The organism is Pandoraea sp. SD6-2, from assembly GCF_000389825.1.
Classification (GTDB): Bacteria; Pseudomonadota; Gammaproteobacteria; order Burkholderiales; family Burkholderiaceae; genus Pandoraea; species Pandoraea communis.
The window spans coordinates 1-23,660 of the sequence record NZ_KB944458.1 but is presented as its reverse complement, the minus strand read 5'-3'; the positions used below and the strand labels follow the sequence as shown (position 1 = coordinate 23,660).

The 23,660-nt window shown below is 63.1% G+C and carries 21 protein-coding genes and 2 pseudogenes; 11 read left to right on the top strand and 12 right to left on the bottom strand.

Translation table 11 applies throughout. The features are described from left to right. Window positions 1-54 precede the first annotated feature (54 nt). Window positions 55-447, bottom strand: a pseudogene (locus C266_RS28490) (CDP-alcohol phosphatidyltransferase family protein); the annotation flags it as partial. Window positions 448-949: 502 nt separating this feature from the next. Here C266_RS28490 and C266_RS25335 point away from each other — a divergent pair. Further along, window positions 950-1,705, top strand: coding sequence for an SDR family oxidoreductase (locus C266_RS25335; RefSeq protein WP_010805303.1), 756 nt, complete (start codon window positions 950-952; stop codon window positions 1,703-1,705). A gap of 129 nt (window positions 1,706-1,834) precedes the next feature. Here C266_RS25335 and C266_RS25330 read toward each other — a convergent pair whose 3' ends face one another. From C266_RS25330 to C266_RS25300, 7 genes are all read right to left on the bottom strand, one after another. Next, window positions 1,835-2,182, bottom strand: a complete 348-nt coding sequence (locus C266_RS25330) for a hypothetical protein (protein ID WP_010805302.1) — start codon at window positions 2,180-2,182, stop codon at window positions 1,835-1,837. A gap of 153 nt (window positions 2,183-2,335) precedes the next feature. Beyond that, window positions 2,336-2,686, bottom strand: coding sequence for a hypothetical protein (locus tag C266_RS25325; protein WP_010805301.1), 351 nt, complete (start codon window positions 2,684-2,686; stop codon window positions 2,336-2,338). Window positions 2,687-2,745: 59 nt separating this feature from the next. Beyond that, complete coding sequence (locus tag C266_RS25320) at window positions 2,746-3,585, bottom strand: siderophore-interacting protein (protein WP_010805300.1); 840 nt, start codon at window positions 3,583-3,585, stop codon at window positions 2,746-2,748. After that, on the bottom strand, window positions 3,585-4,241 hold the full coding sequence (locus tag C266_RS25315) for a PadR family transcriptional regulator (protein ID WP_010805299.1): 657 nt from the start codon (window positions 4,239-4,241) through the stop codon (window positions 3,585-3,587). Before C266_RS25315 ends, C266_RS25320 begins: the two co-directional genes overlap by 1 nt. 353 nt (window positions 4,242-4,594) lie before the next feature. Continuing rightward, window positions 4,595-5,392: a transporter substrate-binding domain-containing protein gene (locus tag C266_RS25310; protein WP_036664573.1), complete on the bottom strand. Its 798-nt coding sequence runs from the start codon at window positions 5,390-5,392 to the stop codon at window positions 4,595-4,597. A 474-nt stretch (window positions 5,393-5,866) separates the two neighbouring features. Beyond that, entirely contained in the window at window positions 5,867-6,325 is a 459-nt protein-coding gene (locus C266_RS25305) for an HU family DNA-binding protein (RefSeq protein ID WP_010805297.1), read from the bottom strand. Window positions 6,326-6,637: 312 nt separating this feature from the next. Next, window positions 6,638-7,696 carry a hypothetical protein gene (locus C266_RS25300; RefSeq protein WP_010805296.1) on the bottom strand — a complete coding sequence of 353 codons (1,059 nt, stop codon included), beginning with the start codon at window positions 7,694-7,696 and terminating at the stop codon, window positions 6,638-6,640. A gap of 247 nt (window positions 7,697-7,943) precedes the next feature. Between C266_RS25300 and C266_RS25295 the strand changes: the two genes are divergently transcribed. Further along, on the top strand, window positions 7,944-9,269 hold the full coding sequence (locus C266_RS25295) for a sugar MFS transporter (protein ID WP_246831229.1): 1,326 nt from the start codon (window positions 7,944-7,946) through the stop codon (window positions 9,267-9,269). 21 nt (window positions 9,270-9,290) lie between these two features. Here C266_RS25295 and pagP read toward each other — a convergent pair whose 3' ends face one another. Beyond that, on the bottom strand, window positions 9,291-9,953 hold the full coding sequence (gene pagP / locus C266_RS25290) for a lipid IV(A) palmitoyltransferase PagP (protein ID WP_010805294.1): 663 nt from the start codon (window positions 9,951-9,953) through the stop codon (window positions 9,291-9,293). Between the two features lie 734 nt (window positions 9,954-10,687). On the opposite strand from pagP, the gene C266_RS25285 reads away from it, so the two are divergent. Then, entirely contained in the window at window positions 10,688-11,632 is a 945-nt protein-coding gene (locus C266_RS25285; RefSeq protein ID WP_010805293.1) for an acetaldehyde dehydrogenase (acetylating), read from the top strand. A gap of 32 nt (window positions 11,633-11,664) precedes the next feature. Continuing rightward, window positions 11,665-12,684 carry a 4-hydroxy-2-oxovalerate aldolase gene (gene dmpG / locus C266_RS25280; protein WP_010805292.1) on the top strand — a complete coding sequence of 340 codons (1,020 nt, stop codon included), beginning with the start codon at window positions 11,665-11,667 and terminating at the stop codon, window positions 12,682-12,684. 83 nt (window positions 12,685-12,767) lie between these two features. Here the strand turns inward: dmpG and C266_RS25275 are convergent, their stop codons facing one another. Both C266_RS25275 and C266_RS25270 read right to left on the bottom strand, forming a co-directional pair. Next, window positions 12,768-13,559, bottom strand: a complete 792-nt coding sequence (locus C266_RS25275) for an IclR family transcriptional regulator (protein ID WP_010805291.1) — start codon at window positions 13,557-13,559, stop codon at window positions 12,768-12,770. Further along, window positions 13,559-14,500, bottom strand: a complete 942-nt coding sequence (locus C266_RS25270; RefSeq protein WP_081636416.1) for a flagellar brake protein — start codon at window positions 14,498-14,500, stop codon at window positions 13,559-13,561. Before C266_RS25270 ends, C266_RS25275 begins: the two co-directional genes overlap by 1 nt. A 494-nt stretch (window positions 14,501-14,994) precedes the next feature. On the opposite strand from C266_RS25270, the gene C266_RS25265 reads away from it, so the two are divergent. Continuing rightward, window positions 14,995-16,503 carry a hypothetical protein gene (locus tag C266_RS25265; protein ID WP_144265928.1) on the top strand — a complete coding sequence of 503 codons (1,509 nt, stop codon included), beginning with the start codon at window positions 14,995-14,997 and terminating at the stop codon, window positions 16,501-16,503. A 69-nt stretch (window positions 16,504-16,572) separates the two neighbouring features. Here C266_RS25265 and C266_RS25260 read toward each other — a convergent pair whose 3' ends face one another. After that, window positions 16,573-17,775 (bottom strand): ammonium transporter, encoded by a 1,203-nt coding sequence (locus C266_RS25260; protein WP_010805288.1) that lies wholly within the window; start codon window positions 17,773-17,775, stop codon window positions 16,573-16,575. A 338-nt stretch (window positions 17,776-18,113) separates the two neighbouring features. On the opposite strand from C266_RS25260, the gene C266_RS25255 reads away from it, so the two are divergent. From C266_RS25255 to C266_RS25230, 6 genes and pseudogenes are all read left to right on the top strand, one after another. Beyond that, the gene (locus C266_RS25255; protein WP_010805287.1) at window positions 18,114-18,413 is read left to right on the top strand and encodes an antibiotic biosynthesis monooxygenase; all 300 of its coding nucleotides are present in this window, start codon (window positions 18,114-18,116) and stop codon (window positions 18,411-18,413) included. Window positions 18,414-18,567: 154 nt separating this feature from the next. After that, complete coding sequence (locus tag C266_RS25250) at window positions 18,568-19,299, top strand: FadR/GntR family transcriptional regulator (protein ID WP_010805286.1); 732 nt, start codon at window positions 18,568-18,570, stop codon at window positions 19,297-19,299. A 51-nt stretch (window positions 19,300-19,350) separates the two neighbouring features. Beyond that, the gene (locus C266_RS25245; RefSeq protein ID WP_010805285.1) at window positions 19,351-20,763 is read left to right on the top strand and encodes an FAD-binding oxidoreductase; all 1,413 of its coding nucleotides are present in this window, start codon (window positions 19,351-19,353) and stop codon (window positions 20,761-20,763) included. 111 nt (window positions 20,764-20,874) lie between these two features. Continuing rightward, on the top strand, window positions 20,875-21,765 hold the full coding sequence (locus C266_RS25240; protein WP_010805284.1) for an amidohydrolase: 891 nt from the start codon (window positions 20,875-20,877) through the stop codon (window positions 21,763-21,765). Between the two features lie 137 nt (window positions 21,766-21,902). Further along, the gene (locus C266_RS25235; RefSeq protein WP_010805283.1) at window positions 21,903-23,132 is read left to right on the top strand and encodes an MFS transporter; all 1,230 of its coding nucleotides are present in this window, start codon (window positions 21,903-21,905) and stop codon (window positions 23,130-23,132) included. Between the two features lie 75 nt (window positions 23,133-23,207). Continuing rightward, window positions 23,208-23,660: pseudogene (locus tag C266_RS25230) on the top strand (electron transfer flavoprotein subunit beta/FixA family protein); the annotation flags it as partial.

Below are 23,660 nucleotides of genomic sequence, written 5' to 3'. Positions count from 1 at the left end.
TTCCGTCTCGAAGCCGCCGACGGATGCCTGCTTCGTGCCGGCCTTGCCCACGCGGTCTTCGATGCGCATGCGCAGGAAGAAGATCAGGGCCACCGCAATGCCGGCAATCCAGCCGAGCGCGGATGCCGAGAGCGGCACGGGCAGCGGGTATGGGTCCGGGGCGACAGCCGCCACGCCCATGCCGATACCGCCGAACAGCAGCACGGTGACCAAGGCGTCCGAGGCCAGGTCATACAGGTGGCCAATGCGGCTCGTCTTACCGCTGATGCGCGCCAGTTCGCCGTCCGTGTGGTCGATGAAGTTCGACAGCACGAGCAACACGGCGCCCAGATTGGCCATCGCGTAGCTACCTTGCGCAAATGCCCAGGTGCAGGCCAGCCCGACGATCAGGCGAAGCGTTGTGAGGTGGTTCGGGCTGACTCGGGTGTCGACGAGCGGCGTGACCATCCAGCGCGCAAGCCGCGCATCGTATTGGCGCGGGCGCGGCGGCACGGGACGTGCGGTATTGCTTGTGGCCGGCGCAGCAGCAGGCGCCGAAATGATTTTCGGTATCGTTTCCATGAGGGGGGAATATATACCCATAAGGCGGTAATGTGCAGTGCACCTAAAAGACCTGTACTTACCGCGACAACCTTGACGATTCGGGGAATTGACGCGCGATAAACGTCTCGCCGCGCTAGCGTGCCGATCGTTCCGGGGCCTCGCCAAATACGTTTTTACTACCTTAGGTTATAAGCGCAATGAATTTGCAATTATATTCCGCAATACTCCGTTTCGCTTGCCGGCACCCGGTGTCGTTTCGACGCACCGGTAGCGGTCCGCACAAACCTTCACGCCCGGCTTGACCGGCAAATGGCGAGTGGCCGGGATAGCGGTGCCGGGTCGATGCGCGGATAATGGCGCTCCCGTTAGTCCCTTTTTGCGGTGTTATCCGACCGCACATCTCCCCATGTCCCAAACGATTGCCATCCTTACCGGCGCATCCCGTGGTCTCGGCGCGGCGCTCGCACGCGGTTTGCTCGCCCCCGGCACCCATCTCGTGACGCTGGCACGTCGCACGGACGACGACCTCGCCGCCTTGGCGAGCGCGCAAGGTGTCGCGCTCGAACAAATCGCCGTCGATCTGGCCGATACCCAGGCTACGGCGCAGGTCGCCAATCGAATCTTCGCCGCGCTGCCGCGCGACGCCGGCCGCTATCTGCTGATCAACAACGCTGGGACGGTCAACCCGGTTGCCAACAGCTCGGCCCTGACGGACCCGGCCGCCATCGGTGCGGCATTCGCACTGAACGTGACCTCGGTCATGTTGCTCACAGCCCGCTTTCTTACCGCCACGCAAGGGCTGGCCGCCAAACGGCAGATTGTGAATATCTCGTCGGGCGCCGGCCGCAATCCGAACGCTGGCTGGGCGGTCTACTGCTCGACCAAGGCAGCGCTGGATATGTATACGCGGGTGGTCAACGCTGAACATCGGGAACACGGTGTGCAGGCGGTGTCGCTGGCCCCCGGCGTGGTCGATACCGGTATGCAGGAGACCATTCGCAGCAGCAGCGCGGAGAGTTTTCCGGCACTGGCACGTTTTCAGGACCTCAAGGCGAGCGGCAAACTCGCTTCGCCGGAAGATGTGGCTCGCCGCATTCTGGCGCTGACCGAGCGTGACGATTTCGGCCAGACCGAGATCGACGACATCCGTCACTACCCCTGATCCAGCCTGCCGGGCGCGAGTGCTTGCCGCCACCTGCGCGACGGGTGAAGCCCCCCAAAAAAATGCACCAGCCGGCGTACTGCCGGCCGGTGCCGTCTTGGTGCAGCCGACAGCGGTGTGAAGCGCCGCCTACTGCTCGGTGCTGGTGATGAAAACGCTGCCGTTGCGCTCCGGTGCGTACAGAATCAGTGTCGGCGTGTGAATGTCGAAAGCACGCTCACAAGCTTCCCCATACGAATCGAATTGCACGGCCCAGGCACCGTTACGCACGTAGCAATGCGTGATGGTGTCGGTACGCCGGTCAAACTCCTGACCGAGAAATACGCCCTGCGTGTAACACCAGACGACGAACCCGTGAAAGTCTGCCTGCTCCGGTGCGCGAAACACGCGCCAGCGAGCATCGTCCCGCCCTATCTGACGCGCTGTCGCGCCCGCTGCCCAACGCTCGAAGCCGTCGTGTCTTTTGCGTTGCTCCATGTCGTCGTACCCCCTTGGGTGAACCGCCCTCCGGGTGCCGAGATTCGACATCCCCGGGCGCGTTTTCATAGTCGGAATTTGTTCCTGGCATTTCTATCAGGCAATTCCGAAATACGGCAGGGAATTTCTCCAAAGGGGACGGACGGACCGGCGTCAATCGTAGTGAATCGCCAGCCAGACGGTGGTTTCGCCTTGGGCTGTCCAGGCCACACGATGACGCCGATGGGCGGCAATCGTCACCGCGTCGCCCGCTGTCAGCACAAGCGTCTGACCGGGCGTATCGGCGAAAGCCAGACCCGCAGCGCCGGTGAGCAACACGACCCACTCATGCTGCGCCTGGTCGTACCAGAAGCCCGCGGGGGATGCCTGTCCGGTCGAGACGATGCGCTCGACCCGCAGCCCCGGCCGGGCGAGCAATGTGTCGAACTGCTCGGCCGCCTTCGGATCGGGGTGCGAGGGCAGGCCGGCAAAGAGGTTCGTGTCGGGCAACGGTGGCGTATCCATACGTACTAAGCGTTCTCTCTTGAGCAGAGGATAGAAAGCATACACGCGCTGCCACGCCTTCAATCGTCCAGATTCTCGTGCACGGCGGCGTCGCCGCGTCGCCAGTAGGCGGCCGCCTTCACCCATTTCGGGTTGAGGCCGCGAGTGTCGACGAGATGGCGGCGCACGGCCTTCGCCACGCCAGCTTCGGCCGCGACCCATACGTGGATATCGCCGCTGGGCAACGTGGCGACCTGAAGCGCGTCGAGCAGGGCCGTGCTTTCGCCAGCAGGCTTGCCTTCACGATAGATCCATTCCACCACCACATCGGCGTTGCTCGCGAAGCGCAGACGGTCGGCCGGACTGTCGACTTCAACGAAGACGAACACCAGTGCGCCGGCGGGTAGCTCGGTCAGGCGTCGCGCAATCGCCGGCAGTGCCGTGTCGTCGCCGATGAGCACGTAGCCGTCGAAGTTCATGGGAATGACGAACGAGCCACGCGGGCCGCCCACGCCGATGCGGTCTCCCGGTTTGGCCGTGCGCGCCCACTGGGTGGCCGGCCCCGATTCATGCATGGCGAAATCGATCACGAGCGTTTTCGTCGCCGCGTCATATTGGCGCGGCGTGTAGTCGCGCATGAGCCGCGGTGCGTCGCCAGGCGCCGGTTTGGCCACGCCCTCGGCACCGATCTGCGGCAGTGCCAGTTCACCGGTCTCGGGGTTGGGGAAGAAGAGTTTGACGTGGTCGTCGAAGCCGGGGCTGGTGAAGCCTTCGAGGTCGTTGCCGCAGAGCGTCACGCGCACCATGTGCGGCGTGAGCGACTCGACGCTGCGCACTTCGAGCAGCCGCATGCGAAGTTCGTGGCGCACCCGTTGCGGCGTGCGATCGGGGATGGCGTTCGGTGCAGCGTTGTTTTGCATCAGAGTCGCTCCAGTTGTTGCGCGGCCGCGTCGAGAATCGCGGCGAACGCGTTGGCTTGTTCGGTCGTGAGCGGCTCGCCGCCCAGACGCAAATGCACGGCATATTTGAAGTTATGCAGCGCACGCATGACTTGCGGCGGCATCTCTTCCGAGCGTTCGCGGCGTGTTGCGAGCCGCGCGAGCAGTTCCGTGATCGAGTCTTCGTTTTCGGCCAGATACTCGCGCCCGGCGTCGGTGATCTCATAAGACTTGCGCTGGCTGTCGCCCGCGCTTTCCTGCACGCGGATGTAGCCCATTTCTTCGAGCAACGTGAGCGTCGGGTAGACAACGCCTGGGCTCGGGCTATACGTCCCGTTCACGCTCTCTTCGATGGCTTTGATGAGTTCGTAACCGTGACGCGGTTGTTGGGCAATCAGATGCAGCAGCACGAGTCGCAAGCCGCCGTGACTGAAAAGGCGGCCGCCGCCGCGTCCGCCGCGGCCACCTCGTGCGCCTCGTGCGCCTCGGACTTCATCGTCACGTCCGAAACGGCCGTCACCATAGCCTTCGCCAGCGCCGCGCCGTCCGTGGCGTGCACCACGCCGCTCGTCGCCAAAATCCATTTTGTCCAGGTCCAACGGGCCACGGCCCATGAAATCGCCACGTGATCCACGCATGATGCGACTCCTTATCGATGTAATTGAGACATGTTTACGATATATCTAAATCGCATCGAAAGCAAAATCTTTTTACGTAGCGATCCTGTGGAAAATGGGTGAAATCCCTGTCGAACGGGGAGAGCGAGGTATTTGGGAGGGAGGAAAAAGTGCGGAAACTATATCGAAATGCGCGTTTCGATATGCCGATGCGGCGCCCGGCCGCTGAGGGGCAGTGACTCGCGGCGGCTATGGGGAGCTATGTCTTATGCGGCTCGCTCGTTGTGCCAGATCGCCGGACTTGGTGTGGTACTCAACGGTTCGGGGGGACTGTTGCCGTGCTACGCGCAACGTGCGCGAATCACCGGCGGTGCTCACTCCAGCTTCGGAAGATCGGTCTCGAGCCACTTGCGATATCGTTTGTTCAGCTCGCCGTTGACCGTATTGCGTGTGACGAAGTCGTTGACCGCGGCCAGCAACTCCGGCTGATTGAGGCGCATCGCGATGCCCATCGCCTGTTGCAGCAAATTGAACTTCGGCTCGAACTGGCCCGGCGCGCGTTGACGAATCGCGTTCGCGACCGTCACGGAGCAGCCGATGGCGTCAACCTGTCCGGTGAGTAGCGCTTGCATCGCGGAAGCATCGTCGTCGAAACGGCGGATCTCGGTGCCTTCGGGGGCCGTCTTGGTGAGCGCCATGTCCTGTGTACTCGCACGCGCAACGCTGACACGTACGCCTTTCAGATCGGCGGCCGATTTAATGGGCGCGCCCGTTTTGCCGAGCAGCACGATGGTCGCGGCAGCGTACGGTTTGGAGAACTGGACCTGCTTGGCGCGCTCGGGCGTGATTGCGAGCGAGGCGACGAGAACATCTACCTTGCCGCTGAGCAGATACGGAATCCGGTTCGGTCCGGTCACCGGCATGATGTTGAGCTTCACACCCAGATCATTGGCCAGCAGTTTCGCGACGTCAGCGTCGTAACCGTCCGGCTGCGCCTGCGCATTCGTCGTGCCATACGGCGGGAAGTCGATAAGCATGCCGACGTTAAGCGTGCCCTTCTTCTTGATGCCGGCAACGGTCTGCGCGTGGGCGGGGGCGGAGAATAGCGACAGCGTGCTGGTGAGCAGTCCGCCGAGTGTGCCGCCGAGCGATCCGACGAATGCGGCCGGCATGGCAGCAACGCCGAGCGTGGCGAGAAAACCGCGGCGGGAACTGATATCCACGCTGCCCGGAACGGTTCGCCGGCTGGCGGGGTGCGATGACACGTGTTGCGATTGCGCAGGGTGACGCGATAACTTGCGAGTCATGCTGGGTCTCCTGAGGCCGCGAAGACATCGCCGAAAACGCCAGTTCGTCGTGCAAGGCGTGCGTCCGTTTGCTGGCTGACGGCTGTACCCGAGCGATGGTAGCGGGCGCCACAAGATGCGTCCACTCCGCACAAACCCCAGCGAAAACCCTAAGTTTCGGTTGAGCGGTGCTTCATCGCCAAAATGATGAGGATGACGAAATCAGCCTCAGGCAGGGAGCGAAAACAAAATGAGGACGAAAAAAAACGGTGCCGGAAATCGGCACCGTATTCAGGCCTTGCCTGCCGGGTCTTTGCCATTCGCGCTGCCGCAGATGCCACGGCGGCGCGACAGCAAGACTTACTGGGCAGCGTCCTTGACCTTCTTCAGCGGGCGAACCTTCACGCGCACCGAAGCCGGCTTGGCCGGGAACCAACGCTCTTGACCCGTGAACGGGTCCTTGCCGAAACGCTTCGCCTTGGCAGCGATTTGTTGCGACGTGACCTTGAACAGGCCATGCAGCGTGAATTCGCCAGCGCCCTTCTTGTGCAGCGAGCTGACGATGGTGTTCTCGAGCGCGGCCAGCACTGCCTTGACTTCCTTCACGGCGACAGCCGATTGTTCGGCGAGGTGCGCTGCGAGCTGGGTCTTGTTGAACGCTTCCTTGATCGGCGAAACCTTGCCGCTGGCGGCTGCCTTCGGGGCTGCCTTGGGAGCTGCCTTCGGGGCTGCCTTTTTCGCTACCGGAGCCTTCTTTGCTGCCGGAGCTTTTTTCGCCACAGGGGCCTTCTTTGCTGCTGCTTTCTTTGCCGTTGCCATATCGATCCAATCGATGAGAATAAGAAAGTGCCGTCGGAGAACGGCCACCCGAATGATACGTCTTGCTGCGCCGACGATTCTACCTAAGAAATCGCTTTGTGAGAGTAGTGCGCGAATTATGTTGCGCGCTTGCCGCACAAGGCTGAGCGGTGATCGGCGCTGCATTTCGAGTCGTTTCGTTCGCAACGTGCCGATTCGTTCCTGTCGCCGTGAATTCCTGGCGCGATTTCTTCGCGGGTTTCGCCGGATTTTTTTACGCGATTTTTGTGCGCGTATCAGGCATCGCTATCCACCTCGAAGGCCCCGAAACCCTTAGAAACGCTGCATTTCGCAGGTTTCGCAACGGCCATCGCCGTTGCACCAAGCGTCGGTGAGCGTCGTGCCGTCGGGGCCAAAAGTGATGTTGTGCTTCGCGCCATAGCTGCCTGCGAGTTGCAGACGATCACCCGCAAGCGTGCCCTGCACGGAGGTGTGAATGTTCGGTTCGACGTCGTCGATACTGCCGGTGACTTGCGCGCCGTTGAGCGCAAGCGCCATCAGCCGTGTCATCGGCGAGCCCCAAAAACCCCACCACGGCGGTGCGTTTGTGCACAGACCACGCCAGCGTCCCGACGGATTCACGACGCGCAACGGTGCTGGCGCGCCGGCCTGCGCAGCGGTGCCTGGGGCGATCGGCGGTGTGACGAGCGTGGCCCCTGCGGGCGGCGGCGCATCGATTGCCGCGACGTCGCGTGCGACTTCCGGCGAGCCGGCGCTCGTGGCGTTCACCGCGTTCAGCCCCGGCGTGTCGCCAATGGCGCTCGGCAGCGGGGTGCTGGTTTGCGGGGCCGTCGCCGCGATAGCGGCATTTTGCGACGCAGCAGCGGGCGGTGCGTAAGTGCTGGTGTTGCCGGGCGACGGTTGCACTGCGGCGGGCGCCGCGCTGAACGTGCCTGGTGCACCGTCCACACGCGCCATATCGGGTGGCAGGCCATCGTTCGGCACCGGTGCAGAGGCCGCTGCGCACACATGACACGACATGTGAGAGAGACTGTTGCGCGTTAGCGGACGCGTACCATAGAGCCGCTGCCCGCCCTGAGCGCCGTCACGCAAAATCGTGACGTAAGGCGTGTCGTCGAGCTGATAGTCGACCTTGGCGCACGAGGGGGCGTCGGTTTGCAGCACGACGTCGGCAGAGAAAACACTGTTGGTGGCGCGTGTCGGGACCACCGACACGGAGGCCGAGCAGTCGGCAATGATCTGCGCGCAATTGCACGCGGCGACCGGAGCGCGCGACGCGCCACCGGACTGTGCCTGTGCCTGCGCGGCCAGGCCGAGCATGCCCGCGACGAGCCATCCCGTCGCGATCCTTAAAGAACTGAAACCCCGCATGATGTTTCCTCGAATGTGGCGGCATATCCTATGCCTGCGGATAGTCGATCAAAAGACGTCGGCTGACAAGCGCCGAAAACAGCGAAAAACAAGGGGAAACGGGGGCTCGACGGCGTATCGCATGCCATCGCAGCGTCACGCAATTATGAGAATTCGCCCGTATCCCGGCATCGATAGCGCGTTCTACACTGACGGGCATTGGCCCCTCATTCAATGAGCCACTGCCCGTTGGCTTCTGGAGACATGCATGCTTGTCGATCGCACGAATGCCCCCGGCCGTTCCGATTTACCCCCTCCCAATGACTCCCCAACATCCCCCATGCCGTCTGTGAATCGCGTCCTTGCGATGCTCGCGGCGCTTTTCTTCGCCATGGGGCTCATTACGTCGCTGAACGATATTCTCGTGCCTCATTTCAAGGCGGCCTTCGACCTGACCTATCGCGACGCGGCGCTGATTCAATCCAGTTTCTTTGCTGCCTATTTCGTGGTGTCGTACCCGGCGGGGCAATACACCGCGCGCGTCGGCTATCGACGTGCGCTGGCCAGTTCCCTGTGGTTGGCGGGTCTGGGCTGCGCACTGTTCTTTCCGGCCGCTGCGCTGACGTCCTATCTCTGCTTTCTTGCCGCGCTTTTCGTGCTGGCGAGCGGCATTACCCTGCTGCAAGTCGCCGTGAACGCCTATGTCGAAACCTTGGGCTCGCGCGGTGCTGCGGCAAGCCGCCTCACACTCGTGCAAGCGTTCAACTCGCTGGGAACGACCGTCGGGCCGCCGCTGGCCGCGCTCTGGATCCTCGCGCCGCAGACAACGACAGCCAGTGCTCATGCCGTCGATAGCGTACGAGGTCCCTACGGCTTGCTCGCCGCGGTGCTCGCCATCGGCGGTGTGGTGCTCTGGCGACTGACGCTGCCCGAGCGGCCCACCGCCGATGCCACATCGCCGGGCTTGCTTGTTAACGTACGTAGCTTGATGGCACACCGTCCATTGCGTTACGGCATCGTGGCGCTATTTCTTTATGTCGGGGCTGAAGTCAGTATCGGCAGCTTCCTGATCGTCTACCTGACGCAAACGGGCACGGGCATTCTCGACCACGCGCATGCGAGCCGTTATCTGGCGTTTTACTGGGGTGGGGCGATGGTGGGGAGATTCGTGGGGGCGTGGCTGCTGCGCAAGGTGTCGGCGGGACGACTCTTGAGCCTGTGCGCGCTTTACAACCTGACGCTGATTCTCGCGTCGCTGGCGTTGCCTGCGTCGTTCGCGATGTGGCTGTTGCTGGCTTGCGGCCTTGGCAACGCGATCATGTTTCCCACGATTTTCTCGCTCTCCGTGGGCGGGCTCGGTGCGCGGGTGAGCGAGGGCGGCGGGTTGATCTGCATGGCGATTGTCGGCGGCGCGATATTGCCGTACCTGCAAGGCGCGCTGGCGGACAGTATCGGGATCGTGCTGTCGTTCCTTGTCCCCGCGCTGGCCTACGGCTACATCGCCGGATTCGGTACATGGTGCGCGCGCACCATGACCGAATCGGCATCCGGCACCGATGCCACCGATGAGAAAGCGGCCGTGAAGCCGACGTGAGCGGCCAGTTGAAGAGGGAGTTCAGCCCGGCTTGCCGAACGTGTAGCGCCCGAAGATGAACAACACGTTGCCGTTGCCTTTGCCGCCCGGCACGTAGGCGGTCGACACGGATGCACGCCCCACGCCGATTTCTGCGAGGGGCAGCGCGGCAGGGAAGGGCACGCCGCGGAGCGTGTCGGAGCGCGACATCAGAAAGACGGTGTAGCCGAGGCCGAATCGAACTGGGCCGGCATTCGCGATGTTCCAGATTCGCCCATAACCCGCCATTGGCGACCAGTCGTTGTGCGAATCTTTGAACGCCATGGCGTATAGCATGCGTGAGCCGTTCTTGCCGTCGGACAGCACGCGGCCGTAGCCGAGCCCCCACGGGTTTTCGTTGTACTGGGCGATTTTTTCGCGGGTGTACGCGAAGCGCAGGTGATGCGTATGCAGCGGCACGTACAGATCGCTTGCGCCTTGTGTCGCCACGTCGCGGAATTCATCGACGATGGCGCCGGCCCAGGTCGAAATGCCGCCGGGAGCGTCGTTGGCCTGCGCTGCGAGCGGCGACAGGAATATCGATGCGGCGCCGAGGGCGGCGAGCGAGCGGTGCCGAGTGCGTGGCGGCTTCAGGCAGGGGGAGGCAAGCGGTGCGAGTCGAATCGATAGCGCGAGCCGCCCGTTGAGTCGGGGGTTCGTAGGCATGGTTGAGTGTGTCTTCTTGCGAGAAACGTGTCGACGGCAAGTGTCGACATCGTGCGGACAAAGGGACATGGCGGACATTGGCGGCATTACCGCAATGCGTCGCGTGACCGGCATTCAAGTCTCTCTAGACCTCACCGTCATCGCAAAAGTTCGAAACGCCGTCATTTTGCACGAATGCTCACTGACGAAGCGTTGATTGACCCAACCTGTTGCGCGGCAAAGATGTCCTTTTGCGTCAATGAGATATCGCGGATATCGACGTGTTATTCACCGGGTTGTGAACATTTTCTGTGGATAACACCGAGCGGTGCAGACCCGGTGGTGCACGCCTCGGGCCGCGCGAAGACTGGCGCTCCACAGGTTACCGGGAGGGCGCAGCAAATGCGCGCCGCATTTTTCCTCCACCCGATCAAGGACTTGAGTCGTCTATCCGCGAGTTGTCCACTGGCTTGCAAACAGATTCTGTGGATAACCCATCCTTGGCTAAACCCGCGCCACGCCTTGTTTTGCAGCACACGGCACAACTTTCGCGCGCGGCAATTCTTCCCTGTCGAATCAGCGACTTGTCATGCTTTTCCGCAAGTTATCAACGGGCTTGTGAACAAAAAGTGTGGATAAGCCATGCTCGTCATTGATCTCAATATATGAGATCAATGTTTACATATTGACATTTAAGTTGTCGCGGAATTACGATGCGCCTCATACCGGCGGACGGACACGTTCAGGAGACGACAGTGACGGAACGACACAAACAGAAAGTGGCGATCATTGGCTCGGGCAACATTGGCACCGACCTGATGATCAAGGTGATGCGTAACAGCGAGCATCTGGAAATGGGGGCGATGGTCGGTATCGATCCGGCCTCGGATGGTTTGGCGCGCGCGCAGCGGCTGGGCGTGCCGGTCACGGCCGGCGGTATCGACGGTCTGCTGGCGATGCCGGGCTTCGAAGACATTCGCATTGCATTCGACGCCACGTCGGCCAAGGCGCATGCGCATCACAACGCGCTGTTGCAAGCGCGCGGCGTGCAGGTGATCGATCTGACGCCTGCGGCCATCGGCCCGTACGTGATCCCGTCGATCAACCTCGACGCGCATCTGGACGCGCGCAACATCAACATGGTGACGTGCGGCGGTCAGGCGACGATTCCCATGGTGGCGGCTATCTCGCAAGTGGCGAAGGTGCATTACGCGGAGATCGTCGCATCGATCTCGAGCAAGTCGGCCGGTCCCGGCACACGCGCCAATATCGACGAGTTCACCGAAACGACGTCGAAGGCGATCGAAGTGCTGGGCGGTGCCTCGCGCGGCAAGGCGATCATCGTGCTGAACCCGGCCGAGCCGCCGCTCATCATGCGCGATACGGTGTTCGTGCTGTCGGAGCCGGGCGATCAGGCTGCCATCGAAGCCAGTATTCAGGCGATGGTCGACAAGGTGCATGCCTACGTGCCGGGCTACCGTCTCAAGCAACAAGTGCAGTTCGAGTTGTTCGACGCTTCGCGGGCGCTGAACGTACCGGGGCTGGGTAAGCTCACCGGCTTGAAGACTTCGGTCTTCCTCGAAGTGGAAGGTGCCGCGCATTATTTGCCGGCCTACGCGGGCAACCTCGACATCATGACCAGCGCCGCGCTGGCCTGTGCCGATCGTATTGCCGCCACTCGCCTGGCGCTTGCCGCTTGAACGTCGCGCGCTATCAGGAGACACATCCCATCATGACGCAGAAAAAGCTCTATATCTCCGACGTGACGCTGCGCGACGGCAGCCACGCGATTCGTCACCAGTACAGCATTGCCAACGTGAAGGCGATTGCCGCCGCGCTGGATGCCGCCCGCGTCGATTCCATCGAAGTGGCGCACGGCGACGGCCTCGCCGGTTCGAGCTTCAACTATGGCTTTGGCGCACACACCGATCTCGAGTGGATCGCTGCCGTAGCGGAGACGGTGACGCATGCCAAGGTCGCCACGCTGTTACTGCCGGGCGTGGGCACCGTGCACGATCTGCGCGAAGCCTACGACGCCGGCGCTCGCGTGGTTCGTGTCGCAACGCACTGCACCGAAGCCGACGTCTCCCGCCAGCACATTGCATACGCGCGCGAGTTGGGCATGGATACCGTCGGCTTCCTGATGATGAGCCACATGACCACGCCTCAGCATCTGGCCGAGCAGGCCAAACTGATGGAGTCGTACGGCGCGACCTGCATCTATGTGGTCGATTCGGGCGGTGCGCTGGGCATGAACGATGTGCGAGACCGCTTCCGCGCATTCAAGGATGTGCTCAAGCCCGAGACGCTTACGGGCATGCACGCCCACCACAACCTGAGCCTGGGGGTGGCGAACTCCATCGTGGCCGTGGAAGAGGGCTGCGATCGCATCGACGCCAGCCTTGCGGGCATGGGGGCAGGCGCGGGGAACGCGCCGCTGGAAGTGTTCATCGCGGCGGCGTCGCGTCTGGGCTGGAACCACGGCTGCGATCTGTACACGCTGATGGACGCGGCCGATGACATCGTGCGTCCGCTGCAAGATCGTGCCGTGCGGGTGGACCGTGAGACGCTGGCACTCGGCTACGCCGGTGTGTACTCGAGCTTCCTGCGTCACGCCGAAGCTGCTGCGGCACGCTATGACCTCAAGACCGTCGACATTCTCGTCGAGCTGGGGCAGCGTCGCATGGTGGGCGGTCAGGAGGACATGATCGTCGACGTTGCGCTCGATCTGCTCAAGCGTCGCGCTGCCTGACGTAGCATCTCCGACGCGGTAGCGATGCCGGCCCCCGCCTCTTCAGGCAGGGGCCGGCTTTTTTCGTCTGTCGATGACGGGAATCAGCGTGCGCTGCCGGACCACCCGAGCTGACGGCTGATCTGTGCCGCGGCGTCTTTCACGCGTGGCACGAGTTCCTGCATGCGCTCGCGGCTCATGTACTTGGTCGTACTCGAGACACTGATGGCGGCCACGATATGTTGGCTTGCGTCGTACACCGGGGCCGCTACGCAGCGGATCTGCGGGGTGTCGTCTTCCAGATCGAAGGCGTAACCGTGGCGGGCATAGTCATGCATGCGAGCGAGCCATGCCGCCGTGTCGATCGGATGCGAGGGCCGCTCCGCCTGATAGTGCTCGAGCTGCGCCTGCCATTGCGCTTTGTCCTGATCGAGCAGCAGCGCCTTACCCACGCCGGTCACGCAGATCGGCTTGCGACCGCCGATGCGCGAGCTGATTTCCACGGCGCGTTGCCCCGGCAATTTGTCGAGGTACATCACCTCCCAGCCATCGGCGACGGCCAGATGCACGGTGTCCTGCGTCTCGCTCGCCAACTGCTCCAGCGTCGGCCGGGCGACACGCGGCAAGTCGATCTGACGATACGCGAGAAAACCCAACTCGATGAGCTTGTTGCCCAGGCGATAACCGCGACGCGGTTCGAATCGCAAATACCCCGCGTGCACCAGGGCCGATGCAATGCGATGCGTCGTCGACGGCGTGATGCCGGTGTGCGCGCAGAGGGCCGGCACGGTGTCGATGCCGGCGGCGACCGCTTCCACGATATCGAGACCGCGGAAAAGTGTCTGACTGGCGAGTGTGCGGGGCCGCTCGGCCGGCACAGACTTCGGCTTTGCCATCAGGCCCCCCCGAGCGCGAGCAGGCGCTCATAGACGTAGCACTTCAGTGCGACGTAATGCGAGGGTTCGAGCACGGGCAATTCGATGCCGTGAAGATAGCTTCCGTCATCGCCTTGGTGAACGCCGCGAATCGTGCCGGCGGCGTCGATGGGCATGTCGATATCACCGACACGCACGCGAAACGCCAGTTGCATGCTTTCGCCGGGTGCGCCAAGCGATGTGTCCGCCAGCAGTGAAACGCCTTCGGCGCTCACGTCCTGTAGCAATGCGAGGTGACGCGCCTCACCCGCGACGACCGACGCGATCAGCTTCGCAGACACGCGTTGCGAACGGCGCAGTACCTTGCGGCGAATTTGCGCGGGTGCCGAGAGAATGGCGTAATCGAACGGCGCTCGCTCGACACGTTCGACGGTACAGACGAAGTGGTAAATGTCCTCCCCCGAGAAAGTCCACAGTTCAAGCCGCTCGCTCACTTGCAAGGCGGGAGGCGCAGTGCGGCCGGTCGGCGCCGTGACGAACAGCATCTGATTCGGTGCATGACCAATGACGCGCGTGCGCACCCGCTGCGATCCGGCCCCTGGCGGCAATTGAATTTGTAGCCAGTCGCCGGGGCGCAGATTGAGGTCGGTGAGCGCGTACTGCGGTGGGGGTGTCCCAGTGGCGGACGTTGGCTCGCCGGTGGCCGGCACCGGTGACGGAGCCACGTCGGCCAGCGTCGCGTCGTCTTCGCCGAGATTCGCCACCCGGTGCGGCGCGAACGAGGTGAAGAGCCAGTCGCGTCCGGCCTGCGTGGGAATCATGTCGCCTTCGGCGAGCAACGGTTCTCCGTTTTTATCGACGATAGCCCAGGGCAGGGCTTCTCCCAGCGGCATCTCGTCGGGTGTGAGCGGGACGAGGGGAAGCGCGGTGGCGGCAGACGCTTGAGAAGGGGTGTTGGACATAAGGAGCTAGGGGGCGCGACAGGTGCGCTCGCGTTAGGCCGTCGAAAGGTCGTGATCGTTGGCCGATTGGCAGGGGTGGCATCGGCACACTGGCTTTGCAGCGATGTCAGCGAAGTGGGGACTCGCCAAAGCGTGCAAACAGGGCCGCAGATGTCAGGTTTGGCGAAAGTCTACCGCGCCGCATTGGCACTTGGCGAGAGGGGGGCATTCCCGCGCTTGTGCAAGCTGCGTAAGTGGGTACTCGCTGGGGAGGGGGCTGTGCGCGACGTTCGGTGCCGTCGAGACCGGATTGCCGGGGCCGGCGTGCGTGTCCGCTCGACGGGGTGCTACGCGTTCGGCACCGTCTGTCTATAGTCGACGGTTTGCCGGCACGCCCGGCGGCGACGATGTGGGAGGGAGCGATGGGGTACCCGAACGGTGTAGGCGCAAACGGTGGGAACGTCAGCAGGCGCACGACGCCAGACATTGATCTGGCGGACATACATGAGGCGTCGGTGCAGCATCGCTCCGGGGCAAATGGGCTTGGCGAAGGTCTGGAGCGAACAGCTAACGCGGCCCGCAACGCACGGCGCAACGGCATCGACGCGTCGCCTCGTATCGACCCTGAGCTGGCGCGTGCATTTGCCCAGGCGTGGGCGGGATTGTGGGTGAGTACCGGGCCATGTCAGCACTTCTACCGCAAGGAGTTCGATCTTGCACACAAGCGAGATGCGCGTCTGGGCGACACGCTGGCGCAGGTCGAAGCGATGTTGGCGCCCACTCACGGCGACGCCGCGCTCGCGGCTCCCGGCCTTTTCGTCTCCGGCGGCATCGCGGTCGAGCAGGTGCACCGCGATATTGCGCAATGGCTCGAGACGATCGCCGCGACGGGCGACCGGGGGTGGCACTTTCGAGGGGCGCGCGACGCGTTGTCCCTGGTCGGCAATCTGTCGATGCTCGCGATCATCGCCGCGTGCTTTCATCAACAGGGGGCAACGGAGGGTGACGGCCCGCAAGCCACCGTTCGCGGTGCTGCGCTAGCGAACACGCCATTCGGGGTGCCCTGGGCCGACTGGACGCTGCTGGCGTTCGAGGGCGCGAAGGGGGTGATCACGCAGTCGCTCGGTTCGCCGACGCTGATTCGTCATCACGCGGTCGACGAAGTGCTCAAACGCATGGACGCGGGGTGCCGGTTGCTGGAGGCGTGTGTCGCGATGCCGCCGCCGACGGAACCTGCATCGTGGCGCAACACGTTAGGCGCGCTCACGCGGGCTCGCGACGTGGCGACGCTTTTCACATTTGCCAATACGGCGATACCGCCCGCGCGACTGGGGCTCTGGGCGCCGTCGTGGTTCACGAGTCCGCCGGCCGAAATCAACGGCTACCGGGGCATCTTGCGCGTGGCGGGTCTCATGCTCGATTCCTGTCGCGCAGTGACGAGTCTGCTGGGCACATGGGCGCGCAATACCGCGTTCACGCTTGACGCACAAGACTTGACGCATCGGTGGCAGTTGCTTTGTGCGCGGCTCGCAGACGTGCCTGCTGCGGACCAGACGGCGGTGCTTCACCGCGTAGCGCGCATGACGCAGCTCTGCGCGCACTGCGACACGCCGCTCCTGACGAAGATCGCATCGCATGACGCGCTGCGCGAGCACTTACTCGCTTCGGGCGGGTCGTTGACGGCAAGCGAGATCGATTGCGCTTGCGAGCGGTTCGGCGTGCTATGCCATACGTCATGCGTCGATGGCATCAGCTATCTGAGCCTGAAACCGGGGGAGAGTCCTTGGGGACATCGCTGGACGGGCGACGCGTGGCGGTGGGGCGTTGCAACCCCGGCGCGCGCGTCGTATCGGCTATTGCTGCTGTATCAGCACTGGAGTTCGGCGCTGCTGGAGCGGGCGGTGTCGTCGTCATCGTGCGCGGGAGCGGCGCGCGATGTCGAATCGCCGCCGGACGACCCGGCGGGTGTGACGCGCACACGGTCCGGTGTTGCGCATATCGATGTTGAATCGACTCGGGTCTGAGTGGGTGGCGGCAGCACGTCGCGCTGACGCACGAAGGCAAACAATGATTGTTTGTCTTCACTGGCGCACTTACCAGTTCGTCTCGCGTTCCGGTGTCGCGGTGATCTTGTGGATCGAGAGGTCGGCGCCGTAGTACTCCTGTTCGTCGTCGAGCCGCAGACCGACGCTGCGCTTGATGATGCCGTACACGACGTAACCTCCGGCGAAGGCAATCGCCACGCCCATCACCGTCCCGGCAACCTGCGCGACGAAGCTCACGCCGCCCAGTCCGCCGAGTGCCGTCTGTCCGAAGATGCCTGCCGCCAGTCCTCCCCAGATGCCGCACACGCCATGCAACGGCCAGACGCCGAGCACGTCGTCGATGCGCAGCCGGTTCTGCGTCACCGTGAAGAGCCACACGAACAGGCCGCCCGCGACGGCACCCACGACGAGGGCGCCGAGCGGATGCATGACGTCCGAACCGGCACACACGGCGACCAGCCCCGCGAGCGGGCCGTTGTGAACGAAGCCGGGGTCATCCTTGCCGATCCACATCGCCACGAGAGTGCCGCCGACCATCGCCATGAGCGAGTTGACCGCGACCAGCCCGGAGATGCCGCCCACACGCTGCGCGCTCATCACGTTGAAACCGAACCAGCCGACGATCAGAATCCACGCGCCGAGGGCCAGAAAGGGGATCGACGACGGCGGATGCGCGGCCACTTGCCCCTGCCCGTTGTAGCGTCCCCGGCGTGCGCCGAGATGCAGCACTGCCGCCAGCCCGATCCAGCCGCCGACCGCATGCACGACCACCGAGCCTGCGAAATCGTGAAAGGGCGCACCCAAGACACGCGTGAGCCAGTCCTGAATGCCGAGATGTCCGTTCCACGCAATGCCCTCGAAGAACGGATAGATCACGCCGACAAGGAAGAAGGTCGCCACCGACTGAGGGTGAAACTTCGCACGTTCGGCAATGCCGCCTGAGACGATGGCGGGAATCGCGGCCGCAAACGTCAGCAGGAAGAAGAAGCGAATCAGCGCGTAGCCGTTGTGTTCGGACAGCACCGTGGCGCTCGACCAGAAGTCGACGCCGTACGCCAGCGGATAGCCGATAAAGAAGTACGCGAGTCCGGAGACGGCAAAGTCGGTCAGGATCTTGACGAGGGCGTTGACCTGATTCTTCTTGCGGACGGTGCCGAGTTCGAGAAACGCAAAGCCGGCGTGCATGGCAAGCACCAGGATCGCGCCGAGCAGAAGGAACAGCACGTCGCCGGGTGTATTGGAATTGGGCATGAATGTGCTCTTTTGGTGCAAACATAAAGAAGAAGGAAGATATGCAAGAGCGATGCCAGCATTTTTCAGGTATTTGATTTTTATCGATGTTTTGTCAGGTGAAGTGAAAATGGGGTGGCGGACTGCACGCTCATGGTGCTGTGTGGCCGACGGATGACCGAAGTCCGTGCGCAGACGCGAGTGACGCAAGTGGAAAATGCGGAATGGTAGGGGGGGGCGCCGCATGCGATGCATCACACGAATGTGCGGTATAGAATCGAGCGTTCTCGCGGCGCCTTCGTGCGACGACAACAGGATCGACACTCGCACCACTACACCCAAACCCTCTAGGAAATCCGATGATCTTTGAAATTGCCCAGATCGAAGTGAAGCCCGGCAGCGAAGCCGCGTTCGAGCAAGGTGTGGCGAAAGCCGCACCGCTGTTCAAGGGCTCGAAAGGCTGCCACGGCATGCGTCTGCTCAAGTCCATCGAGCAGCCGACCCACTACAGTTTGGTGGTGACGTGGGAAACGCTCGAAGACCACACCGTCCACTTCCGCAACTCCGAAGCCTTCCAGCAATGGCGCGCGCTCGTGAGCGATTGCTTCACCGCGCCACCGAACGTGAGCCACGTCACGGAAGCGCTGATCGGTTTCTGAGCGTCGCAACGCAGCAAAAAAAGGCGGTGGCGGAGCAAGACTCCCCGCCGCCTTTGTCATTCATGGTGCGGGAGTCTAAGGGTTAACTCGGTGGTGAATGCTCAAAGTTTTCATATAACATGCAAACCAGAAAAATATGAGATGCCGCGAGAGGATGACGACCAAGCCCAAGACCCTGACCGAGCAGGTTGCGCAGCAGTTGCAGGACGCTATCCGGCAGGGCACCTATCCCGTCGGCACGAAGTTGCCGACCGGCAAGCAACTCTCCGAAACGTACGGGGTGAGTCAGGCGGTGATCCGTGAGGTCACGGAGCGTTTGCGCTCGCAGGGCCTGATCGATAGCCGGCAGGGGGCGGGGGTGACCGTAAAGGCGCGCACGCCGTCCAGCGGTTTTCAGGTTCCCGTTGGGCAAGACGCGGCGGATCTCGCCAGCGTCTACGAATTGCGACTCGATCTGGAGAGCACCGCTGCGGCGCTCGCCGCGGTTCGTCATACCGACGAAGACATTCGCCGGCTCGCCGACATTCTGGAAAAGCTGGAAACGAATCTGTATCACGCGGACAACGGGGTGGAGTACGACACCGCGTTTCACGCCGCCATTGCGCGCGCCACGCATAACCGTTACTACGCTGACCTTTTGCAGTATCTGAACCTGCAAATCCGGCAGGTCGTGCAGGCGGCGCGCACGAACACGCTGCGTCACGAAGGGCTCGCCGCGCAGGTGCATCAGGAGCACGTGGCCGTGTTCAACGCCATCAAGGCACGCGACCCGTTGCTGGCGCGCGCGGCGTCGCTCTCGCATCTGCTGCGTGCTTCGGCGCGTCTGGGGCTGACGCTGCCTGGACGCGACGTCATCACTGGCGCCATTGCGCCGACCCGGGCCTGACCCTCGTCAGATGCCATCTTCTGCACCGTAACCCCCCCGACGCGTGATCCTATGACCCTCTCCGCTTTTGCTCAACGTCTTATCGACGCTGTCGGTGCCGACAGTGTATTCACCTCGCCCGACGACGTGGCCCCGTGGCTGGCCGACTGGCGCGGCATGTATCGCGGCAACGCTCAGGCCGTCGTGCGTCCGCGAACGACGGAGGACGTCGCAAAAGTTCTCGCGCTTTGTCAGAGCACGGCGACGCCGGTCGTGCCGCGCGGCGGCAATACGGGCCTGTGCGGCGGCGCGACGCCCGACACCTCCACGCAGAACGTGGTACTCAGCCTGGATCGCATGAATGCCGTGCGTAGTCTGGACACCATCGCCAACACGTTGGTCGCTGAAGCGGGCTGCATTCTCGAAGACCTTCAACGCGCGGCACGCGACGCGAATCGTCTGTTGCCGCTCAGTCTCGCGGCCGAAGGCTCATGCCAGCTTGGCGGCAATCTGGCGACGAACGCCGGCGGGGTGAACGTCGTTCGCTACGGCATGACGCGCGAACTCGTACTCGGCGTGGAAGCCGTGCTGCCGAACGGTGAAATCCTGCATGGCCTGCGTACGCTGCGCAAGGACAATACCGGCTACGACCTCAAGCAGTTGCTGATCGGCTCGGAAGGCACGCTGGGGGTGATAACGGCGGCGGCGCTTCGCCTCTACGCACCGACACCCGTTCGTCAGGTCGTGATCGCGGCGGTGACGTCGCCGCGTCAGGCGCTGGAACTGTATGAGTTGCTGTTTGCCGAATGCGGCCCGCGCATGCAGGCGTTCGAGTTCTTCACGGGCGAGTGCGTTGATCTGGTGATGGCACATGTGCCCGGTGTGCGTGCGCCGTTCAACGAGCGTCACGCCGGTTATGTGCTGATCGAACTGGCCGACACGGCCGACGAACAATCGTTGGCCGCCTTGCTGGAGCGTGTGATCGAGACGGCCATCGAGCGCGATCTGTGTGCGGATGCCGTGGTGTCGTCGACGCTGGGGCAGGTCGAGGAAATGTGGAAGTTGCGCGAGGAAATCTCAGAGGCGCAACGCGCAGACGGCCAGCATCTCAAGCACGATATCTCGCTGCCGATCGAAGCCATTCCGGAATTCATGACGAGCGCCGAGGTGCGTGTGCGACGCGTTTGCCCGCAAGTGCGGCCGTTCATCTTCGGTCACTTTGGCGACGGCAATCTGCATTACAACCTGTCGCGTCCGGCGGGTGAAGTGGCGGACTTCATGGTCAGACATGGCGAGGCGATCACCGCCGAAGTGCTAGACGAAGTGGCGCGCTTCGGTGGCAGCATCAGCGCCGAGCATGGCATCGGGCAACTCAAGCGCGAGTACTTTGCGAAGTACAAGTCGCCGCTGGAGCTGCGGCTGATGCGCGAGATCAAGGCCGTCTTCGATCCGGCCGGCATTATGAATCCGGGCAAGCTGCTGTAAGCGGCTGCCTTCTGACGGGTGCCGGCAGTGGCGGTGCCCGATCTGTTTTACCCCCCCCGGCGTGAGCCCGACGTTTGTGACTGTCGCCCTCGCGCCTCCTGAGGAGTCGACATGACCGTAACGCCTGCCGCCGGAGCGCCGCTGTGCCTTGGCCCGCTGCCGGAGATTGATCCACCCACCTTCGACGTGCCGTTCGGTGCCGTCGACACGCATGCGCATGTGGTTGCCGCAAGCGACGCGTATCCCATGGTGCCCGAGCGTAGCTATACGCCGCCACCCGCGCCCGAAGACAAGTACCTCTCGATGCTCGACGCCACGGGCATGACCTACGGCGTGCTCGTGCAGATCAGTGTCTACGGCACGGACAACCGCTACATGCTCGAGACGCTGCGCCGTCACAACGATCGCCTGCGTGGCATCGCCGTGGTTTCGCCGGATGTGACCGATGCCGAACTCGAAGCGATGCACGCGGCAGGTGTTCGCGGCTTGCGTATCAACGTGTTGTTCGGCGGCGGTATCGGCTTCACGGCGATGGAAGCGCTGGCGCACCGCATCAAGGATCTTGGCTGGCATATGCAATTCCTGATGGATGTGAACGCGTTGCCCGAACTTATGCCGCGCATGACGAAGCTGCCGGTGCCGGGCATTGTCGATCACATGGGACACACGCCGGTTGCGCAAGGGCTCGACGCGCCTGGCTTCTCGGCGCTGCGCTCGCTCGTTCGCGACCACGGCTATTGGGTCAAGCTCTCGGGGGCCTATCGCATCAGCGAGCGTTTCCCGTCGTTCGACGACGTGACCCCCTTCGCGCAAGCCCTGATCGAAGACGCCCCCGACCGTATGGTCTGGGGAAGCGACTGGCCGCATGTGTCGCTCACGCGCATGCCGAACACGGGCGCGTTGCGCAATCTGCTGCCGCAATGGGCGCCCGACGCCGATACGCGGCGTCGCATTCTGGTGGACAACCCGGCACGTCTGTACGGGTTCCCGGCAACGGTTTGACGATGCACCGGCGTATGCGGCGTCGCGGGCGGCGGTATTGCCGCCCGATGTACTGACGCTTTTCGCCACTGATTTTTATCCTATCCGGGCGCATGTCGCGCTCTCGCAATTCAGCAGGGACAAGAGGAGGAGACAAGATGGATTGGTATCGCCAGATGAATAAGACCGAGCGGCGCACTTTTATTGCGGCGTTTGGCGGTTGGGCGCTCGACGCGCTCGACTTCATGGTATTCACCTTCGTGATCACGACGCTGATCACTGTGTTCAGTATCGACAAGGCGCAGGCCGGCATGCTGGCCACCATTACGCTATTGTTCTCGGCCATCGGCGGCTGGGTGGCGGGCGTGCTTGCCGACCGCTTCGGCCGTGTGCGCATTCTGCAAGCGACGATTCTGTGGTTCTCCGTCTGCACGGTCCTGATCGGCTTTGCGCAGAATTTCGAACAGATTTTCGTGCTGCGTGCCTTGCAGGGGCTGGGCTTCGGCGGCGAATGGGCAGTCGGCTCGGTGCTCATGGGCGAAATCGTGCGCACCGAGTATCGCGGGCGTGCCGTCGGCACCGTGCAAAGCGGCTGGGCTATCGGCTGGGCGGTGGCGGCGCTGTGTTACACGGCGTCGTTCTCGTTGTTGCCTGAGGAGTACGCTTGGCGCGTGTTGTTCTGGATTGGCGTGATCCCGGCGCTGTTCGTGCTCTTCATTCGTAAGAACGTGCCGGAGCCGGAACTGTTCGAGCGCACGCGCAAGCAGGAGGCGCACGCGGCCAAGCGCACCTCGGCGTGGGCGATTTTCTCGCCGTCACTCATCAAGACCACGGCGCTCTCGGCGTTGCTGTGCACCGGCGTGCAGGGCGGGTACTACGCCGTGACGACATGGCTGCCGACGTTCCTGAAGACCGAGCGTCATCTCTCGGTCATCGGCACCGGCGGCTATTTGCTCGTGATCATTCTGGGGTCTTTCATCGGCTATTTGACGGGCGCGTATCTGACCGACCGTCTGGGGCGACGCGCGAACCTGCTGATCTTCGCCGTGCTGTCGGGGGCGAGTATCTATGCTTACACGCAGTTCCAACTGAGCAACGACCAGATGCTGATTCTCGGTTTTCCGCTGGGTTTCGCCGCATCGGGCATCTTCAGTGGCATGGGCGCTTATCTGACCGAGTTGTTTCCGTCGGCGGTGCGTGCCAACGGGCAGGGCTTCGCGTATAACTTCGGGCGCGGCATCGGCGCGCTGTTCCCGAGTCTGGTCGGCTATCTGGCCAAGACCAGTGGCCTGGGAACTGCCATCGGTATGTTCGCCGGCGGTGCCTATCTTGTCGTGCTGGTCACCGCCTTCTTGTTGCCCGAGACGAAAGGGCGCGAGATCGAGTAAGTTCGTATCTTCTCAGGGGGCGAGCGCCGTCGAGTCGGCCCGCCTCCCGGTTTTTCTGATTCAAGGGAGTTGCGCATGAAGATCCTGGTACCGGTCAAACGGGTAGTGGATTACAACGTAAAGGTTCGCGTGAAGAGCGACGGCAGTGGCGTCGACATCGCGAACGTGAAGATGTCGATGAATCCGTTCGACGAAATCGCGGTGGAAGAAGCGGTGCGTCTGAAGGAAGCGGGCGTGGCGACGGAGGTGATCGCGGTGTCGGCGGGCGTTGCGCAAGCGCAGGAGACACTGCGCACGGCGCTGGCCATCGGCGCGGATCGCGCGATTCTGATCGAATCGGATGAAGAACTGCAACCGCTGGCTGTGGCCAAGTTGCTCAAGGCGGTGGTGGACAAGGAGCAGCCGCAACTGGTGATCCTGGGCAAGCAGGCGATCGACGACGACTCGAATCAAACCGGTCAGATGCTCGCGGCGCTGGCGAAGCTGCCGCAGGCGACGTTCGCCTCGAAGGTGACGGTGGCGGATAAC

Bases quoted from the DNA above. Each gene is read 5' to 3' on its own strand.
- C266_RS25250 (WP_010805286.1), top strand. From the start codon at position 18,568: ATGACGACCAAGCCCAAGACCCTGACCGAGCAGGTTGCGCAGCAGTTG.
- C266_RS25255 (WP_010805287.1), top strand. From the start codon at position 18,114: ATGATCTTTGAAATTGCCCAGATCGAAGTGAAGCCCGGCAGCGAAGCC.
- C266_RS25325 (WP_010805301.1), bottom strand. From the start codon at position 2,686: ATGGATACGCCACCGTTGCCCGACACGAACCTCTTTGCCGGCCTGCCC.
- C266_RS25275 (WP_010805291.1), bottom strand. From the start codon at position 13,559: ATGGCAAAGCCGAAGTCTGTGCCGGCCGAGCGGCCCCGCACACTCGCC.
- C266_RS25300 (WP_010805296.1), bottom strand. From the start codon at position 7,696: ATGCGGGGTTTCAGTTCTTTAAGGATCGCGACGGGATGGCTCGTCGCG.
- C266_RS25305 (WP_010805297.1), bottom strand. From the start codon at position 6,325: ATGGCAACGGCAAAGAAAGCAGCAGCAAAGAAGGCCCCTGTGGCGAAA.
- C266_RS25240 (WP_010805284.1), top strand. From the start codon at position 20,875: ATGACCGTAACGCCTGCCGCCGGAGCGCCGCTGTGCCTTGGCCCGCTG.
- C266_RS25245 (WP_010805285.1), top strand. From the start codon at position 19,351: ATGACCCTCTCCGCTTTTGCTCAACGTCTTATCGACGCTGTCGGTGCC.
- C266_RS25295 (WP_246831229.1), top strand. From the start codon at position 7,944: ATGCTTGTCGATCGCACGAATGCCCCCGGCCGTTCCGATTTACCCCCT.
- C266_RS25310 (WP_036664573.1), bottom strand. From the start codon at position 5,392: ATGCCGGCCGCATTCGTCGGATCGCTCGGCGGCACACTCGGCGGACTG.
- C266_RS25260 (WP_010805288.1), bottom strand. From the start codon at position 17,775: ATGCCCAATTCCAATACACCCGGCGACGTGCTGTTCCTTCTGCTCGGC.
- C266_RS25320 (WP_010805300.1), bottom strand. From the start codon at position 3,585: ATGCAAAACAACGCTGCACCGAACGCCATCCCCGATCGCACGCCGCAA.
- C266_RS25330 (WP_010805302.1), bottom strand. From the start codon at position 2,182: ATGGAGCAACGCAAAAGACACGACGGCTTCGAGCGTTGGGCAGCGGGC.
- pagP (WP_010805294.1), bottom strand. From the start codon at position 9,953: ATGCCTACGAACCCCCGACTCAACGGGCGGCTCGCGCTATCGATTCGA.
- C266_RS25315 (WP_010805299.1), bottom strand. From the start codon at position 4,241: ATGCGTGGATCACGTGGCGATTTCATGGGCCGTGGCCCGTTGGACCTG.
- dmpG (WP_010805292.1), top strand. From the start codon at position 11,665: ATGACGCAGAAAAAGCTCTATATCTCCGACGTGACGCTGCGCGACGGC.
- C266_RS25235 (WP_010805283.1), top strand. From the start codon at position 21,903: ATGGATTGGTATCGCCAGATGAATAAGACCGAGCGGCGCACTTTTATT.
- C266_RS25335 (WP_010805303.1), top strand. From the start codon at position 950: ATGTCCCAAACGATTGCCATCCTTACCGGCGCATCCCGTGGTCTCGGC.
- C266_RS25270 (WP_081636416.1), bottom strand. From the start codon at position 14,500: ATGTCCAACACCCCTTCTCAAGCGTCTGCCGCCACCGCGCTTCCCCTC.